General features: G+C 35.1%; 18 protein-coding genes. All 18 read left to right on the forward strand.

Annotated features, from left to right (window positions below):
• Positions 1 to 38: 38 nt before the first annotated feature.
• The 18 genes from tilS (at position 39) to lysS (ending at position 17,365) form a co-directional block, all read left to right on the forward strand.
• The gene (tilS, locus tag FS935_RS20950; RefSeq protein ID WP_146950585.1) at positions 39 to 1,418 is read left to right on the forward strand and encodes a tRNA lysidine(34) synthetase TilS; all 1,380 of its coding nucleotides are present in this window, start codon (positions 39 to 41) and stop codon (positions 1,416 to 1,418) included.
• Between the two features lie 22 nt (positions 1,419 to 1,440).
• Complete coding sequence (gene hpt, locus FS935_RS20955) at positions 1,441 to 1,980, forward strand: hypoxanthine phosphoribosyltransferase (protein ID WP_146950586.1); 540 nt, start codon at positions 1,441 to 1,443, stop codon at positions 1,978 to 1,980.
• An 84-nt stretch (positions 1,981 to 2,064) separates the two neighbouring features.
• Positions 2,065 to 4,005, forward strand: a complete 1,941-nt coding sequence (gene ftsH / locus FS935_RS20960) for an ATP-dependent zinc metalloprotease FtsH (RefSeq protein ID WP_146950587.1) — start codon at positions 2,065 to 2,067, stop codon at positions 4,003 to 4,005.
• Positions 4,006 to 4,658: 653 nt separating this feature from the next.
• On the forward strand, positions 4,659 to 5,222 hold the full coding sequence (locus FS935_RS20965; protein WP_146950588.1) for a chromate transporter: 564 nt from the start codon (positions 4,659 to 4,661) through the stop codon (positions 5,220 to 5,222).
• Positions 5,219 to 5,749: a chromate transporter gene (locus FS935_RS20970; protein ID WP_146950589.1), complete on the forward strand. Its 531-nt coding sequence runs from the start codon at positions 5,219 to 5,221 to the stop codon at positions 5,747 to 5,749. Before FS935_RS20965 ends, FS935_RS20970 begins: the two co-directional genes overlap by 4 nt.
• A 248-nt stretch (positions 5,750 to 5,997) precedes the next feature.
• Complete coding sequence (locus FS935_RS20975; RefSeq protein WP_146950590.1) at positions 5,998 to 6,765, forward strand: type III pantothenate kinase; 768 nt, start codon at positions 5,998 to 6,000, stop codon at positions 6,763 to 6,765.
• A gap of 40 nt (positions 6,766 to 6,805) precedes the next feature.
• On the forward strand, positions 6,806 to 7,681 hold the full coding sequence (gene hslO, locus FS935_RS20980; protein WP_146950591.1) for an Hsp33 family molecular chaperone HslO: 876 nt from the start codon (positions 6,806 to 6,808) through the stop codon (positions 7,679 to 7,681).
• A 30-nt stretch (positions 7,682 to 7,711) separates the two neighbouring features.
• A complete protein-coding gene (locus FS935_RS20985) occupies positions 7,712 to 8,617 on the forward strand; it encodes a peptidyl-prolyl cis-trans isomerase (RefSeq protein WP_146950592.1) in 906 nt (301 codons plus the stop codon).
• A gap of 272 nt (positions 8,618 to 8,889) precedes the next feature.
• Positions 8,890 to 9,813 carry a cysteine synthase A gene (gene cysK, locus FS935_RS20990; protein WP_146950593.1) on the forward strand — a complete coding sequence of 308 codons (924 nt, stop codon included), beginning with the start codon at positions 8,890 to 8,892 and terminating at the stop codon, positions 9,811 to 9,813.
• A gap of 158 nt (positions 9,814 to 9,971) precedes the next feature.
• Positions 9,972 to 11,384 (forward strand): anthranilate synthase component I family protein, encoded by a 1,413-nt coding sequence (locus tag FS935_RS20995; protein WP_146950594.1) that lies wholly within the window; start codon positions 9,972 to 9,974, stop codon positions 11,382 to 11,384.
• A 10-nt stretch (positions 11,385 to 11,394) separates the two neighbouring features.
• Positions 11,395 to 11,979 (forward strand): aminodeoxychorismate/anthranilate synthase component II, encoded by a 585-nt coding sequence (gene pabA, locus FS935_RS21000; RefSeq protein WP_146950595.1) that lies wholly within the window; start codon positions 11,395 to 11,397, stop codon positions 11,977 to 11,979.
• Between the two features lie 4 nt (positions 11,980 to 11,983).
• Positions 11,984 to 12,844, forward strand: coding sequence for an aminodeoxychorismate lyase (gene pabC, locus FS935_RS21005; protein WP_146950596.1), 861 nt, complete (start codon positions 11,984 to 11,986; stop codon positions 12,842 to 12,844).
• 16 nt (positions 12,845 to 12,860) lie between these two features.
• Entirely contained in the window at positions 12,861 to 13,715 is an 855-nt protein-coding gene (gene folP / locus FS935_RS21010; RefSeq protein ID WP_146950597.1) for a dihydropteroate synthase, read from the forward strand.
• Positions 13,708 to 14,070, forward strand: coding sequence for a dihydroneopterin aldolase (gene folB / locus FS935_RS21015; RefSeq protein ID WP_146950606.1), 363 nt, complete (start codon positions 13,708 to 13,710; stop codon positions 14,068 to 14,070). The genes folP and folB overlap by 8 nt, the downstream gene beginning before the upstream one ends.
• Positions 14,067 to 14,594, forward strand: coding sequence for a 2-amino-4-hydroxy-6-hydroxymethyldihydropteridine diphosphokinase (gene folK, locus FS935_RS21020; protein ID WP_146950598.1), 528 nt, complete (start codon positions 14,067 to 14,069; stop codon positions 14,592 to 14,594). The genes folB and folK overlap by 4 nt, the downstream gene beginning before the upstream one ends.
• Positions 14,546 to 14,749 carry a helix-turn-helix domain-containing protein gene (locus FS935_RS21025; protein ID WP_146950599.1) on the forward strand — a complete coding sequence of 68 codons (204 nt, stop codon included), beginning with the start codon at positions 14,546 to 14,548 and terminating at the stop codon, positions 14,747 to 14,749. The genes folK and FS935_RS21025 overlap by 49 nt, the downstream gene beginning before the upstream one ends.
• 23 nt (positions 14,750 to 14,772) lie before the next feature.
• A complete protein-coding gene (gene dusB / locus FS935_RS21030) occupies positions 14,773 to 15,774 on the forward strand; it encodes a tRNA dihydrouridine synthase DusB (protein WP_146950600.1) in 1,002 nt (333 codons plus the stop codon).
• 91 nt (positions 15,775 to 15,865) lie between these two features.
• Complete coding sequence (gene lysS / locus FS935_RS21035) at positions 15,866 to 17,365, forward strand: lysine--tRNA ligase (protein WP_168714498.1); 1,500 nt, start codon at positions 15,866 to 15,868, stop codon at positions 17,363 to 17,365.
• Positions 17,366 to 17,644: the final 279 nt, after the last annotated feature.

Consider the following 17,644-nt stretch of genomic DNA (forward strand, 5'->3'; position numbering starts at 1 on the left):
AGTTATATCGTAACTATAGTCAAAAAGAGGGGAAAAAGTTGAGAGATGTTTATACCCTTATAAAAAAACAAGAATTACTAGAAGAAGATTCAACAGTTGTTGTTGGTGTATCCGGAGGGCCTGATTCATTGGCATTGTTACATATGCTAATTTGTTTAAAAGAGAAAATGAACCTCAAAATTATAGCTGCACATATGGATCATATGTTTAGAGGTGAAGAGTCAAAGGCAGAAATGGAATTTGTTATTGATTTTTGTGAGAAACACAATATTGCTTCAGAAGCAAAACAAGTTGATGTTAGCTCGTATGCTATGAAAAATAAGAAAAACAAACAAGTAGCTGCCAGAGAGTGTCGATATCTCTTTTATAAAGAAATATTAGATAAACATCATTCTAAGACTTTAGCTCTTGGACATCATGGTGATGATCAAGTAGAAACAATCTTAATGAGATTAGTAAGAGGAAATACTGGAGAAGCTCTTGCTGGAATTAAAGTGAAGAGGCCGTTTCATAATGGAATTATTATTAGACCCTTACTTAGAACGACAAAAGAGAATATCCTTTTATATTGTAAAGAGAACAATCTAAATCCTAGATTTGATTCTAGTAATGAAAAATCAGATTATACGAGAAATCGATTTAGAAAAACTGTTTTGCCATTTTTAAAGAGTGAAAATCCACAGGTACATGAAAAGTTTCAAAATTTTAGTGAAACCTTTCTAGAGGATGAAACGTATTTACAGGTATTAACTCAGCAACAAATGAATAAAGTATTCAAAAGGCAAGATTTGTCGGCTGTGGAAATTGATATCAAGAGGTTTTTAAACCTACCTTTACCTTTACAAAGAAGAGGGATTAAACTAATATTAAACTATCTATATGTAAATATTCCATCTTCCCTTTCTTCTATACATATTGAGAGCATACAGACATTGCTCTCACAAGAACATCCTTCAGGTTCACTTGATTATCCAGGCGGACTTAAAGTGATTAAATCATATACTACCTGTTTGTTTACTTTTGAGCATACTGAATTGGAGAAATATCGTATTGAATTAGAAATTCCATCTAGTGTTACACTTCCAAATGGTTTTATCATTTCGTGTAACGTGACTAGAGAGATTCCTATACATAGAGGAAATGACACTTTTTTAATGAGTTATGAAGCGATATCAACACCTCTTATCATTCGGCCAAGAGAACAGGGAGATAAAATGAAATTGAAAGGCATGAACGGAAGGAAAAAGGTAAAAGATATATTTATTGATGAAAAGATACCATTACATAGCCGACATGCATGGCCAATAGTAGAGGATGGGAATGGAAATATCCTTTGGGTTCCTGGTTTGAAAAAATCAAAATTTGAAGAAGAGGGAATACATAAGGGTGAATTTGTCATATTACATGTTAGGGTTTAAATCTTCTAGGGGGCACACTTTAATGAGACAAGATATTGAAGAAATTTTAGTTACCACAGACCAAATTAATGAAAAAGTTAAAGAGTTAGGAAAAGCTTTAACTGAAGAGTACCAAGATCGCTTTCCTCTGGCGATTGGTGTTTTAAAAGGTGCAATGCCGTTTATGGGTGATCTTTTAAAAAACATCGATACATATTTAGAAATGGATTTTATGGATGTTTCTAGTTATGGTACTTCTACAGTTTCTTCTGGAGAGGTAAAGATTCTTAAAGATCTGGATACTTCTGTAGAGGGTAGGGATATCTTGATTATTGAAGATATCATTGATAGTGGTTTAACATTGAGCTATTTAGTAAAGTTATTCCGTTATCGTAAAGCAAAATCAATTAAGATTGTTACACTGTTAGACAAACCAACAGGTAGAAAGGCTGATATTCAAGCCGATTATGTAGGCTTTGAAGTACCAGATGCATTTGTGGTTGGTTATGGATTAGATTACATTGAAAAATATCGTAATCTTCCTTATATTGGCGTGCTTAAACCAGAGATTTATCAAAAATAATCTCTACAGCTAATTTGTTGTGTTACCATGATTTTCTATGGTACTATTTAAAATAGTCGTGTTTACTGTGGGAGGAGGTAAGGAATGAATCGGATCTTCCGTAATACCATATTTTATTTACTTATATTTTTAGTCATTATTGGGGTAGTTAGCTTCTTTACAGGTGCTAATCCTAAAACGGAGCAAATCACTTACAATAAGTTCATTTCTGACTTAGATAATGGGAATGTAACTGAAATGACGGTCCAGCCAGTTCGAGGTGTATTTGAAGTTCGAGGTAAAATGAAAGGTTATGCAGAAGATGAGACCTTTTTAACATATATACCAACTGAACAAGGACTAAATCGTGTTGATCAAGCAGCTGAAGCAAATAATGTAGCTGAACTAGATGTTGCTCCAGCAGAAGAAGCAAGTGGATGGGTGACTTTCTTTACATCAATCATTCCATTCGTTATCATCTTTATTTTATTCTTCTTCTTACTTAACCAAGCTCAAGGCGGCGGTGGAGGCCGTGTAATGAATTTTGGTAAAAGTAAAGCTAAGCTTTACAGTGAGGAAAAGAAAAAGGTTAAATTTAAGGATGTAGCAGGTGCTGATGAAGAAAAGCAAGAGCTTGTAGAGGTTGTTGAATTCTTAAAAGATCCTCGTAAGTTTGCTGAATTAGGTGCAAGAATTCCTAAAGGTGTCTTACTAGTTGGACCTCCAGGTACTGGTAAAACTTTACTTGCGAGAGCTGTAGCTGGTGAAGCAGGAGTACCATTCTTCTCAATCAGTGGTTCTGATTTCGTTGAAATGTTTGTCGGTGTTGGTGCGTCGCGTGTTCGTGATTTATTCGAGAATGCGAAAAAGAACGCTCCATGTATTATCTTTATTGATGAAATTGATGCAGTTGGTAGACAACGTGGTGCTGGTTTAGGTGGAGGTCACGATGAGCGTGAACAAACTCTTAATCAATTACTCGTAGAAATGGACGGCTTTGGAGCAAACGAAGGTATTATCATCATCGCAGCTACAAATAGACCTGATATTCTAGATCCGGCATTATTACGTCCAGGACGTTTTGATCGCCAAATTACAGTTGATCGTCCAGATGTAATTGGACGTGAAGCAGTACTTAAAGTGCATGCACGTAATAAGCCTTTAGATGAATCAGTAGATTTAAAAGCTATTGCAGCGCGTACTCCAGGTTTTTCTGGTGCAGATTTAGAAAACTTATTAAATGAAGCGGCGCTTGTAGCAGCTAGACAAGATAAGAAGAAGATTGATAACACTGACCTTGATGAAGCAACAGATCGTGTTATTGCGGGACCTGCTAAGAAAAGTCGAGTTATTTCTAAGAAAGAACGAAATATTGTTGCTTATCACGAAGCAGGCCATGTTATTATTGGTGTCATTTTAGATGAAGCTGATATGGTCCATAAGGTTACGATTGTACCTCGTGGTCAAGCCGGTGGTTACGCAGTAATGCTTCCTAAAGAAGATCGTTACTTTATGACAAAACCAGAATTGCTTGATAAAATCACAGGCTTACTCGGTGGTCGTGTTGCAGAGGAAATTGTCTTCGGTGAAGCAAGTACTGGAGCTCATAATGACTTCCAAAGAGCTACAGGAATCGCAAGAAAAATGGTTACTGAGTATGGTATGAGTGAAAAGCTTGGACCATTACAATTCGGTCAAGCACAAGGTGGTCAAGTGTTCCTAGGTCGTGACATCCATAATGAGCAAAACTATAGTGATGCAATTGCTCATGAAATTGATATGGAAATTCAACGCTTTATTAAAGAAAGCTACGAACGAGCACGCGTGATTATTACTGAAAATCGTGAAAAACTTGAGTTAATTGCTCAAACCTTATTAGATGTTGAAACACTTGATGCAGCTCAAATAGCGAGCCTTGTTGAAAAAGGTAAACTACCAGAAAGACCAGTAATTGTTGAAAGTAAAAAAGAAACTGAAGATCAATCTGAAGATGTGAAGGTTAATATTCAATCTAAAAAAGAAGATGACTCTTCAGAAAAAGAATAAATAGTAAAAGGTCAATGATTTCTATGTAAATCATTGACCTTTTTTATATGTTAATGTTTTAGCCTTTTCCTCAAATCAAGGCTTTCATTCTAAAAGCAAGTCAAAGAATGGGATGATTGAAGACTTTACGCATTAGAGAAGTTTATTAACAATAAGATATCCTCTTGAGGAATTACTAGAGTGGAAAGACTTATATTGCTAAGGCACTTTAAGGGACGTAGCAGTTTGAAGGTATGATTATAATGTTAACCAGAAAGAAAATACGCAAGGAAACAAACAAGAAATAATGACTGAGAGAAAGTTTGCTTTCGTTCAGTCATTATTTTTTACGCTATTATATGAATAAAAGACACCACAAGTTTTTACATGGTTATTTACTTCAAGTTGTAAAAAACAACAAACGAAATCATAATTAGTAAAGGCTATCTTCGAAAATTTTGTTACTTTTAGAAGCTTAATGTAAACAGCACTGTATATAGTCTGGTGGCATCTTTTCTTCTTAGAATAGTTATATACAATAAAACGATTATTTTTAACATGCTATTAGGTAGATTAACAACATTCTTTCAGAAAAGAGCCTTAGAAAAAAGAGGGGAAATAAAATTTTGAAAGTCAATAATTCTTAAAAAGTCTAATAACGAAAGGTGACATAGATGAAACACTTACAGATTTTTCTAGCGTTTTTTCGTGTTGGAATGCTTGGGTATGGTGGTGGACCATCGTCAATCCCTCTGGTACATAAAGAAGTGGTTGATAAATATAAATGGATGAATGATGATGAGTTTGCAGATGTGTTAGCTCTTGGAAACACACTACCAGGACCCATTGCAACCAAGATGGCGGGTTATATTGGGTACCGTGTTGCTGGAGTTTTAGGGTTGATAAACGCAACGTTATCGACAATTATACCGACAATTATATTAATGATTGTTTTATTATCAACGATCACTTCTATTAAAGAGTATCCTTGGGTACAGGGGATGACAGCTGCAGTTGTCCCAGTAGTTGGGGTCATGTTAGCTACGTTAACTTGGGACTTTTACAAAAAGTCACGGCAATCTTTAGGGTGGATTAAAGCCTTAGCATTCATATGTTGTAGTTTTTTATTAATGGAGATTTTTGGGTTGCACCCGGCAATTTTAATTGGGGTATTGTTGCTCGTGGCAGTCCTAAAAAATGACAAAGATCGCCATTCTGAAAGGGGGGATGCTTCGTGATTTATTGGGAGATCTTCCTTGCCTTTTTTATCCCAGGGATTTTAGGATACGGAGGAGGCCCGGCTTCCATCCCACTAGTAGAGAATGAGGTAGTCGACCGGTATGGATGGATGAATGTAAGTGAATTTAGTGAGGTTCTAGCATTGGGTAATGCTTTACCAGGACCAATCGCTACGAAGATGGCAGGATACATAGGCTATCAGCAAGGGGGAGTGCTAGGAAGTTTAGTTGGTATTTTTGCAACGGTTGCTCCTTCACTTATTTTGATGATCGTTCTATTAGGATTTCTATATAAGTATAAAGATTCTCCAAAAGTAAAAAGAATGACGACCTTCATTCGACCAACCATTGCAGTATTATTGGGTATGATGGCATTTAGCTTCTTCTTTACTTCGTATGAAGATACAGGAATTTGGCAATCACTTATTTTAATTACTGCTAGTTTTTTATTGCTAGAGAAATTAAAGGTACATCCAGCTCTCGTAATTGTAGGAGCTATGGGATATGGAGCGTTTTTCCTAGGGTAAATCTAGAGTGTTTCAACCAAAGAAGAGAAAAGACTCGTATCATCCGAGTCTTTTTTGTGCTTAGAAAGCTACTTATGACAATCAGTTCTAGTTTTCTTTCTTTGAGTAAGATAAGAGCGGATGATGTTCTATTTTATATAAAATTAGTACAATGGTTTTTCTAGATAGGGGTATAAAGGAACTTTATGATAAAATGAAGTTGTATGGAAAGACATACATAATAGAACAATAATAAAGTGGTGATTACTGTGATTCTTGTATTGGACGTTGGTAATACAAATACCGTTTTAGGGGTATATGAAAATGATGATTTAAAACATCATTGGAGAATAGAAACAAGTAGAAATAAAACAGAAGATGAGTTTGGTATTATAATAAAAAATTTATTTGAACATGTTGGGCTTGCTTTTGATCAAGTTGATGGAATTATTATATCGTCTGTTGTTCCTCCGATTATGTTTGCTCTAGAAAGAATGTGTGTGAAGTATTTTTCTATAAAACCACTTGTGGTAGGTCCAGGAATAAAAACAGGGCTGAATATAAAATACGAAAACCCACGCGAAGTTGGTGCTGACCGAATTGTTAATGCAGTAGCAGGTATTCAAGATTATGGTAGTCCGCTCATAATTGTCGACTTCGGAACAGCAACTACTTACTGTTATATTAATGAAGACAAACAATATATGGGTGGTGCAATTGCTCCTGGGATAAATATCTCAACAGAGGCACTTTATTCAAGAGCAGCTAAATTACCACGAATTGAAATTTCCCGACCAGATCATATTATCGGGAAAAATACAGTTAGCGCGATGCAGGCTGGGATATTATATGGTTATGTAGGTCAGGTAGAGGGAATTGTTAAGAGAATGAAAGACCACTCAAATCATGCTCCAAAGGTTATAGCAACAGGTGGTTTAGCAAATCTAATCGCGAAAGAATCTGATAGTATCGATATTGTTGACCCGTTTTTAACATTAAGAGGACTACAACTTATATACGAAAGAAACACTAATTGATGAAGTAACTATCAACGGGCTTGGAAGGAGATTTAACAGCATGGATTATTTAATAAAAGCTCTTGCATATAATGATCAAGTAAGAGCCTATGCAACTAGAACAACAGATACAGTAGCAGAGGCACAAAGAAGACATCAAACTTGGCCAACAGCTTCTGCTGCTTTAGGACGTTCAATGACAGCTGGTGTCATGCTAGGTTCTATGCTAAAAGGTGATGCAAAGTTAACGATAAAAATTGAAGGTGGAGGTCCTTTAGGTCCTATCCTTGTTGACAGTAATTCCAAAGGTGAGGTAAGGGGATATGTGACAAATCCTCAAACGCATTTTGATTTAAATGATAAAGGAAAACTAGATGTAGCTAGAGCAGTAGGGACAGAAGGGAATTTAACAGTTGTTAAAGATTTAGGTTTGAAAGACCACTTCTCTGGGCAAGTACCGATTGTATCTGGTGAATTAGGTGAAGATTTTACATATTATTTAGTAACATCAGAACAAATCCCTTCTTCAGTTGGAGTAGGAGTATTAGTGAATCCTGATAATACAATCTTAGCTTCCGGTGGATTTATAATTCAATTATTACCTGGTGCTGAAGAAGATACAATAACAAAAATTGAACAAAGATTAAGTACAATTGAACCGATCTCAAGATTAATTCAGCGAGGTTTAACTCCTGAAGAAATACTAGAAGAAGTTCTTGGTGAGGGAAATGTTAGGATTTTAGACAAGCAACCTGTCCATTTTAAATGTCAATGTTCAAAAGAACGAATTGAAAATGCAATTGTTAGTTTAGGGACAGAGGAAATACAGGCAATGATTGATGAAGATGGCCAAGCAGAAGCACAGTGCCACTTTTGTAATGAGTTATACCATCTTAATAGACAAGACTTAGAAGAATTAAAGAGAGCAGCAGAATAATACTTTTGCTATTTGTGGGAGTTGGAAGAGTTGGCTAGTAAAACACTATGGGTGATCATTTTTAGCTTGGTTATCACAAACTGCGTGACAATAGGCTATTTTACTTCGAAAAATCAAGGGCAAGGAGCCATCCCTGTATCATCAAGTGATGATGAACAGAATGAGGTAATTGCAACAATTGGAGAAGAAACAATAACTAGAGATCAATGGATGAACAAACTAGAAGAGCAATTTGGACAAGAAACTTTAAAAGAATTGGTGAATCTACATGTAGTAGAGGAACTTGCTGAAAAATATGAAATAACAGTTTCTGATGAAATCATTCAACGCGAATTGGCTGTTTATAAATCAATGTATAATTCTTTAGATGAAGAACAGTTTGGGAACGAACAAAATTGGGAGCAACAAATTCGTTATAGCATCTTATTAGAAGAATTATTAACACGTGATGCTTCTGTTTCAGAAGAAGAGATAAAGAAGTTCTATGATAGCAATAAAGAGTTATATGATATAGATGAAACATTTCATTTATCTCATATTATCGTAAAGTCAGAAAAAGAAGCTAATATGGTGATTGAAGAATTAAATGGAGGTTCAAGTTTTGAAGCTCTTGCTCTAGAAGTCTCAACTGATGAGTTTACAGCAAATCAGGGAGGAGATATCGGATTTATCTCTACTAATAATGAATATGTACCTGGTGCTTATTTAGAAGAAGCTTCAAGCCTTGATAAAGGGGAATGGAGTGGCGCAATTAAAGTGGACACAGGTTATGCGGTTATCATGCTTCATGAAAAAATCGAGGGTAAAGCTTACACCTATGATGATGTGAAGAGTCAAATTCGTAGACAAATTGCATTAGAGCAGATGGAAGGCTCAGTTTCAGTCGATCCTTTATGGGATGAAATAGGAGTTACTTGGTTTTACGAAAATAAGTAATAAATCTAGGTTGTTTTCATAAACTTTGTCGCTTTTACTAATTTGAAGAAAACAGTACTGTATAAAGTCTAGAGGCATCTTTTCTTTCTAGAATAGATCTTTTATATGAAAAAAATTTCTTACTAACAGGAAATTAGGTTCATAAGCAACAATCTTTCAGAAAAGAGCCTAAATGTAAGGTAAAGTGAGTAAAATGTTTTGACAATTATGAAAGAAATTGCTATATTACTTATAAATCCAATGAAATTACTCGGGATAGGGGAGGAACTTAGATGTCACGCGTAGCAAATTCTATACATGAACTTATAGGAGAAACACCAATCGTAAAGCTAAACAGACTTGTAGATGATAATAGTGCAGATGTTTATTTAAAGCTGGAGTTTATGAACCCAGGAAGCAGTGTTAAAGATCGTATCGGTCTTGCAATGATTGAAGCTGCTGAACAAAAGGGCGATTTAAAACCAGGTGACACAATTATTGAACCAACTAGTGGAAATACTGGTATTGGTTTAGCGATGGTTGCTGCAGCAAAAGGCATTAAAGCAATCTTAGTTATGCCTGATACAATGAGTATGGAACGTAGAAATCTTCTTCGTGCATATGGTGCAGAATTAGTTCTTACACCAGGTTCTGAAGGTATGGGTGGAGCAATTCGTAAAGCTGAAGAGCTTTCAAAAGAACATGGATACTTTATGCCTCAACAATTTAAAAATGAAGCAAATCCAGAGGTTCACCGTTTAACAACTGGTAAAGAAATTGTTTCACAAATGGGTGATCAATTAGATGCCTTTGTATCTGGTATTGGTACAGGTGGTACAATCACTGGTGCTGGATCAGTTTTAAAAGAGAATTATTCAGATATTAAGATATATGCAGTAGAGCCAACAGATTCACCAGTTCTTTCAGGTGGAAAACCAGGTCCTCATAAAATCCAAGGTATTGGTGCAGGATTTGTTCCAGATATCCTTAATACTAACGTGTATGATGAAGTTATTACTGTTAAAAATGAAGAAGCATTTGAAACAGCAAGAAGAGCTGCTAAAGAAGAGGGTATTCTTGGTGGGATTTCATCTGGTGCAGCGATTTTTGCAGCGTTAAAGGTTGCTAAAGAGCTTGGAAAAGGTAAAAAAGTCTTGGCTGTTATTCCAAGTAATGGTGAGCGTTACTTAAGTACTCCGTTATATCAATTTGATTGATTTCATACATGAAAGAGAGAGGTTTGACTTTGTCAGCCTCTTTTTTTATTCGAAAAGTTTAAAAGTTTGTATTTTCTACATGTAAAAAGTAAATTAATATGTTATCTTCATTACATTTATGTAAAATGGTAGTAAGAGTTTTAAAGGAGAGATAACAGATGCACCAAAGAAGAACTTCGTTAAGCATACAGTTTGACTATGAAGGTAACTTTTTTGATCAATATAAATATTTATCTAAGAATGAAAAGGAACATGCCTTTTTGGAAAGTGCTCGTGGTGGAAGGTATAGTATAGCGGGAATTAATCCATTTGCATCTGTTAAGGGTAAGGGTGAAACACTTACTATTATCGATAAAGGTGAAAGAAAGATTATGAGTGGAAAACCACTTGATCTTTTTAGAGAATGGTTTAGTCAATATTATACAAAGCCAGATCCGGCTCTACCGGATTTTCAAGGTGGAGCAATAGGTTTTATTAGCTATGATTGTGTAAGGCATTTTGAAAAGTTACCTGTAGTTGCTAACGATGATTTGGAAACACCGGATCTATATTTCTTGCTATTTGATGATGTTGCCGTATATGATCATCAAACGTCAAAACTATGGCTAATTACACATTACTATAATGAACAGGATCTTACAAAGGCACAAGACAGATTACAGGAACTGAAGAAAGACTGGACAAGTGTGATAAAAGGTGATGAAGCATTTCTTAAGCCTGATATTTCAACACATACACCCGTTACCTTTTCAAAAGAAGCCTTTAAAAAGGCTGTTGAAGCAATTAAAGAATATATCTCTCAAGGTGATGTATTCCAAGTGAACCTTTCTGTTAGACAGCATTTCCAATTAGAGAATGCTCCCATAAAAATATATGAAACACTACGGAAAATAAATCCATCACCTTATATGGCATATCTGCATTTTCCTGAGTTTCAAATTGTTAGTGGTTCACCAGAACTTTTAGTGAAAAAACAAGGGGGTTCAGTCAGCACGCGTCCTATTGCTGGAACAAGATCTAGGGGTAGAGATGAAGAGGAAGACAATAAGCTAGCAAACGAATTAATACAGAATGAAAAAGAAAGAGCAGAGCACGTTATGCTTGTTGATCTAGAACGTAATGATCTTGGCAGGGTTTGTGAATATGGGACTGTTCATGTTAATGAATTTATGGTTATTGAAAAGTATTCCCATGTGATGCATATCGTTTCGAATGTTCAAGGGAAATTAAAAAATGAAGCAAATTATGCAGATGTTATCAAAGCGACCTTTCCAGGTGGTACAATAACAGGAGCACCAAAAGTAAGAACGATGGAAATTATCGAAGAATTAGAACCAACAAGACGAGGGATCTATACAGGGTCAATAGGCTGGATTGGTTTTGATGAAAATATGGAGCTAAATATTGTTATTCGTACATTATTTGCTAAAGATGGTATTGGGTATGTTCAATCTGGTGCTGGAATTGTTATCGATTCTAATCCGGATTATGAATATAAAGAGTCCTTAAAGAAAGCAAGGGCTTTAGTTAAAGCAATTGAGTTGAGTAAAGAAGAGAAAATTTTAGGCTGAGGTGAGTATAGTGATTTTAATGATTGATAATTATGATTCTTTTACGTTTAATTTAGTACAGTATTTAGGTGAACTTGGTGAAGAGTTGATGGTAAAGCGAAATGATGAAATAACAATTTCAGAAATTGAACAGTTGAACCCACAATTTTTAATGATATCACCTGGACCTTGTAGTCCAAATGAAGCAGGCATAAGCATGGAAGCTATAGAATACTTTGCAGGTAAGATTCCGATTTTTGGTGTGTGTCTTGGCCACCAATCAATTGCACAGGTGTTTGGTGGAGATGTAATTCGTGCTGAACGTTTGATGCATGGAAAAACATCAGAAATTAATCATAATGGTGAAACAATTTTTAAAAACATGGAAAACCCATTTACAGCAACGAGATATCATTCTCTTATTGTTAAAAATGAAACACTTCCCGATTGTTTAGAAGTTACCGCATGGACAGATGAAAATGAGATTATGGCCATACGTCATAAATCATTACCTATTGAAGGAGTTCAATTTCATCCAGAATCTATTATGACTTCTTTTGGAAAAGATCTATTAAAGAATTTTATTGATCAATATAAATTAGTAGAAAAGAGCTAATTCCGTGTATATATATATAAATTCACATTATGTAAAGGATATAGAAGCCACGATTTCTCCATTTGATCATGGCTTTCTTTATGGGCTAGGTGTTTTTGAAACATTTAGAGTTTATAAAGGGTTTCCTTTCCTGTTAGAAGATCATTTAAAAAGACTTCAATCAGCAGTGGATGAATTAGGTATTCATTATCAAATCAATTTTGATGAAATAATGGAAATCCTTCAAAAATTATTGAAGCTTAATCAATGTCATGATGAAGATGTAACAGTACGTTTGAATATTTCAGCAGGAAATGGTGAGGTAGGAAAGCTTCTTCAAACTTATGATAAACCAAATCTTCTCTGTTTCTTAAGGAAAGCCCCGCCTTTAAATAACGATGAAAAAGACGTTGTCCTCCTTGAAATTCCAAGAAACACTCCAGAAGGAACCTTTCGACTAAAGTCACACCATTATTTAAACAATATTTTAGGAAAACGAGAAATTAGGGAGGCACCTGAAAAAGAGGGGTTATTTTTAACTGCAAATGGATTTGTTGCAGAAGGTATTGTATCAAACGTTTTTTGGGTTAAAAACAACTCTGTTTATACTCCGGCAGTTGAAACAGGGATTCTTAACGGAATAACTAGGCAGTTTATTATAAAGTGCTTAGAAAATCTTGATATAGATGTAAGTGAAGGTTTTTATACAAAGAAACAAATGTTCGAAGCTGAGGAGGTTATCCTAACAAATTCTTCTCAAGAGATAATAGCAGTGAAAAAAGTAGATGATCATATTTTTGACGGTAATGAAGGAACAATTGTAAAAAAGTTAAGGGACTTGTATGATCATTATAGGAAAACACTATTAAGTAAAGATGAGTTATAAAGGGCTGAAGAAGAGGATGAGAGTAAGTACTAACAAACAGCGTCATATAAAATGTGGTAAATATTCCTTGAATATTGAAGAAAAGACATTGGTAATGGGTATTTTAAATATAACACCGGACTCCTTCTCTGACGGAGGAAATTATATAGATCTTGAATTGGCCATTTATCATGCGAAAGAAATGGTTAAAAACGGTGCAGATATAATTGATATTGGCGGGGAATCAACCAGACCTGGATCTAAGGCAGTTTCTATAGATGATGAATTGGCAAGAGTAATCCCTGTAATTGATAAGCTATCAAAGGAATTGGATGTACCAATTTCGATTGATACTTATAAAGCGGAAGTTGCAAAGCAAGCTATTGAAGCAGGTGCTTCGATTATCAATGACGTTTGGGGAGCAAAGGCAGATCCTGAAATGGCGAATATAGCAGCATTATATAACGTGCCAATTATTCTTATGCATAATCGCCATGATCGAAATTATGATCAGCTTATTCCGGATATGATTGTTGATTTGCTTGAATCAGTTAATATCGCTAAAAAGGCTGGAGTGACAGATGATAAAATCATTCTTGATCCCGGGATTGGGTTTGCCAAAACAATAAATGATAACCTTGATGTTATGCGGAATTTGGATGCATTTACTCATCTGGGATACCCGGTGCTTTTAGGAACCTCTAGAAAATCCTTTATCGGAAATATTTTGGATTTGCCACCAAATGAACGAGTGGAAGGTACTGGTGCTACTATTTGTTTAGGTATAGAAAAAGGATGTCATATTATCAGAATTCATGATGTGTTAGAGATGTCAAGGATGGCTAGAATGATGGATGCTATGCTAGGGAAAGGGGATGGAGGTCATCGATAAAATTTATGTTGATGGAATGGAATTCTATGGCTACCATGGAGTTTTTAAGGAAGAAACTAAATTAGGGCAACGTTTTAGAGTAGATCTTACAGTTGAGTTGGATTTGCAAAAAGCCGGAGAACAAGATGATCTAGATCAAACGATTAATTATGCCTCACTTTATAAATGTTGTAAGAGCATTGTTGAAGGTGAACCATATAAGTTAGTTGAAGCTGTTGCTGAAAATATAGCTAAAAAAATTTTAATAAAATTTACAGCTGTGCATTATTGTACGGTAAAGGTAATAAAGCCAGATCCCCCAATACCTGGACATTATAAAGAAGTAGCTGTAGAGATTAAAAGGGGAAGATCATGAAACATGATGTTTATCTAGCGCTTGGTTCAAATATAGGAGATCGAGAAAGTTATTTAATAAATGCCATTACAAAAGTGAATAAACATGATTTTATTCAGGTAGAAGATATTTCCTCAATTTATGAAACAGATCCAATTGGCTTTACAGATCAAGCGCAATTTTTGAATATGGTTATTAAGGTGAAAACTGATTTATCGGCGGTTGCGCTTCTGATTGAATTACAAAAGATAGAAAAAGAATTAGACCGAAAACGCGAAGTGAAATGGGGACCAAGAACGTTAGACCTTGACATTTTACTGTTTAATAATGAAAATATTGAAGCAGAAGAACTTATTGTTCCTCACCCAAGAATGCATGAAAGAGCATTTGTGTTAATTCCTTTATATGAATTAGACAAAACTGTTAGCATTCCTACTTTAGATCAACCAATAAAAACAATCATAGATCAATTACATGATAAAGAAGGAGTCCGAATATGGAAGCAGAAAAATGGGGTAGACGTATTCGCGCTTTTAGAAAATTAAAAGGCTTTACCCAAGAAAGTTTTGCGAAAGATCTTGGGGTTTCTGTTTCTGTATTAGGAGAAATAGAAAGAGGCAACCGTGAACCCAATGAACAATTTATTCAAGATGTAGCTAAAGCTCTTAATGTATCTGTTGAAGAGCTTACCCCGAATTAAGAAAAGATTGGAGGTTAAAATTTTTGTTTAATATTGGTGATATACAATTGAAAAATAGAGTCGTGTTAGCACCTATGGCAGGCGTATGTAATGCAGCCTTTCGACTAACGGTTAAAGAATTTGGTGCAGGCCTTGTTTGTGCAGAGATGGTTAGTGATAAGGCGATTTTATTAAATAATGCTAGAACCATGGGTATGCTGTATATAGATGAAAGAGAAAAGCCTTTGAGTCTACAAATCTTTGGTGGTGAAAAGGATACATTAGTTGAAGCTGCTAGATTTGTTGATAAAAACACAACAGCTGATATTATTGATATAAACATGGGGTGTCCTGTGCCGAAGATTACAAAATGTGATGCAGGTGCAAAATGGTTATTAGATCCAAATAAGATTTATGATATGGTATCTGCTGTAGTAGAAGCTGTAGACAAACCAGTAACTGTTAAAATGCGTATGGGCTGGGATGATGATCATATTTATGCAGTGAAAAATGCTCAGGCAATCGAACGTGCTGGTGGTAAGGCTGTAGCACTTCATGGTCGTACTCGTGTACAAATGTATGAAGGAACAGCGAATTGGGATATCATTAAAGAAGTTAAGGAAGCTGTTAACATACCTGTTATTGGTAACGGAGATGTCACTTCACCTCAAGATGCAAAGCGTATGCTTGAAGAAACAGGTGTTGATGGTGTTATGATAGGTCGTGCAGCTTTAGGGAATCCTTGGATGATTTATCGCACTGTTAAATATTTAGAAACTGGTGAATTAATGGATGAACCAGGAGTTCGTGAAAAGATGGAAGTGTGTAAATTACATCTAGACCGCTTAATTGAGCTCAAAAATGAAAACATCGCGGTAAGAGAAATGAGAAAGCATGCTGCATGGTACTTAAAAGGTATCAGAGGTAATGCTACAGTAAGAAATGGTATTAACTTAACGAATACAAGAGATGAATTCGTAACTCTAGTAGATGAATTTGTTTTAGAGATAGAAGCTAAACAAGAGAGTGCTAGTCAAGTTGGCTAATAACAAGTGACTTGCTGTTTTATGTAGATAAACTGTCAGGGGTACTGGCAGTTTTCTGCTAATAATTTGCTAAAAAATAGGAGTGTTTAATATGAGTCAAGAAGAGATGAATCAAGAAGAATTAAGTGATCAGATAAAAGTAAGAAGAGAGAAATTACATAGTTTACGTGATAAAGGTCTAGATCCATTTGGTAAACGCTTTGATAGAACGCATCAAACAGCGGATATTCTTTCTGCTTATAACGAAATCGAAAAAGAAGAGCTAGATGAAAAAGAGGAAGCTGTTACTATAGCAGGTCGTATTATGACAAAACGTGGCAAAGGGAAAGCTGGTTTTGCTCATATCCAAGATCTATCTGGACAAATTCAAATATATGTTCGTAAAGATGCTATCGGAGAAGAGGCGTATGATCTTTTCAATACAGCTGATTTAGGTGATATCGTAGGTGTAACTGGTGATGTGTTTAAAACGAAGGTTGGAGAACTTTCAGTTAAAGTAAAATCTTTTGAACTATTAACCAAATCCCTACGTCCATTACCAGACAAGTTCCATGGCTTAAAAGATATTGAACAACGATATCGTCAAAGATATGTAGATTTAATTATGAGTCAGGAAAGTAAAAACACTTTTATAACTCGTAGTAAAATCATACAATCAATGCGACGTTATTTAGATGATCAAGGTTACTTAGAGGTTGAAACGCCAACTATGCATTCTATTCCTGGTGGGGCTTCAGCACGTCCTTTTATTACACATCATAATGCTTTGGACATGTCTCTTTATATGCGTATAGCAATAGAACTTCATCTAAAACGACTTATAGTAGGGGGATTAGAGAAGGTCTATGAAATAGGTCGAGTATTTAGAAATGAAGGTATATCTACACGTCATAATCCTGAATTTACAATGATTGAATTATATGAAGCATATGCTGACTATCAAGATATTATGGCGCTTACTGAAAATGTAATTGCACATATTGCAAAAGAAGTGTTAGGCACAACAACAGTACAATACGGAGAATATGAAGTGAACCTAGAACCAAAGTGGACAAGACTTCATATGGTAGATGCAATTAAGGAATACACTGGTGCAGATTTCTGGAGAGAGATGAGTGTTGAAGAAGCTCGTGAACTAGCAAAAGAGCATAATGTTGAGATCAATGAACATATGCAATATGGACACATTGTCAATGAATTCTTCGAACAAAAAGTAGAAGAGAAATTAATTCAACCAACATTCATATATGGTCATCCTGTTGAAATTTCTCCATTAGCTAAGAAAAATGATGAAGATTCACGTTTTACTGATCGCTTTGAGTTATTCATTGTTGCAAGAGAACATGCGAATGCTTTTACTGAATTAAATGATCCTATTGATCAAAAAGAAAGATTTGAGTCACAGCTTAAAGAAAGAGAACAAGGTAACGATGAAGCGCATATGATGGATGAAGACTTTATTGAAGCATTGGAATACGGTATGCCTCCAACGGGTGGGTTAGGAATTGGTATTGACCGATTAGTTATGTTATTAACAAATTCACCATCTATACGTGATGTGTTACTCTTCCCACAAATGAGACACAAATAATAAGAAAACCTTTGCTGATAATTGGCAAAGGTTTTTTTATTGATAAATTTAGAATGTTATCTGCAATACTTTTTAAAAAAACACTTGCCTAAGGTTGATCGTGGTGTTATATTAGAATACGTTGCTGCGAAACGCGCAACACAGTTTAAAATAAAATATAAAAACATCTTGACTGTATGTTATGATGTTTGATATTATAATAAAGTTGTTTCAAGTAAATGATCTTTGAAAACTAAACAAAACCAAGCGTGCCAACGTTAATTTCGATTAACAAAAACG

It is taken from the genome of Metabacillus litoralis (genome assembly GCF_007994985.1).
GTDB classification, from domain to species: domain Bacteria; phylum Bacillota; class Bacilli; order Bacillales; family Bacillaceae; genus Metabacillus; species Metabacillus litoralis.

What these genes read in the sequence shown, in the direction of transcription:
- hpt (WP_146950586.1), top strand. Translation starts at nt 1,441, where the DNA reads ATGAGACAAGATATTGAAGAAATTTTAGTTACCACAGACCAAATTAAT.
- ftsH (WP_146950587.1), top strand. Translation starts at nt 2,065, where the DNA reads ATGAATCGGATCTTCCGTAATACCATATTTTATTTACTTATATTTTTA.
- FS935_RS20965 (WP_146950588.1), top strand. Translation starts at nt 4,659, where the DNA reads ATGAAACACTTACAGATTTTTCTAGCGTTTTTTCGTGTTGGAATGCTT.
- hslO (WP_146950591.1), top strand. Translation starts at nt 6,806, where the DNA reads ATGGATTATTTAATAAAAGCTCTTGCATATAATGATCAAGTAAGAGCC.
- cysK (WP_146950593.1), top strand. Translation starts at nt 8,890, where the DNA reads ATGTCACGCGTAGCAAATTCTATACATGAACTTATAGGAGAAACACCA.
- FS935_RS20995 (WP_146950594.1), top strand. Translation starts at nt 9,972, where the DNA reads ATGCACCAAAGAAGAACTTCGTTAAGCATACAGTTTGACTATGAAGGT.
- folP (WP_146950597.1), top strand. Translation starts at nt 12,861, where the DNA reads ATGAGAGTAAGTACTAACAAACAGCGTCATATAAAATGTGGTAAATAT.
- folK (WP_146950598.1), top strand. Translation starts at nt 14,067, where the DNA reads ATGAAACATGATGTTTATCTAGCGCTTGGTTCAAATATAGGAGATCGA.
- FS935_RS21025 (WP_146950599.1), top strand. Translation starts at nt 14,546, where the DNA reads ATGGAAGCAGAAAAATGGGGTAGACGTATTCGCGCTTTTAGAAAATTA.
- lysS (WP_168714498.1), top strand. Translation starts at nt 15,866, where the DNA reads ATGAGTCAAGAAGAGATGAATCAAGAAGAATTAAGTGATCAGATAAAA.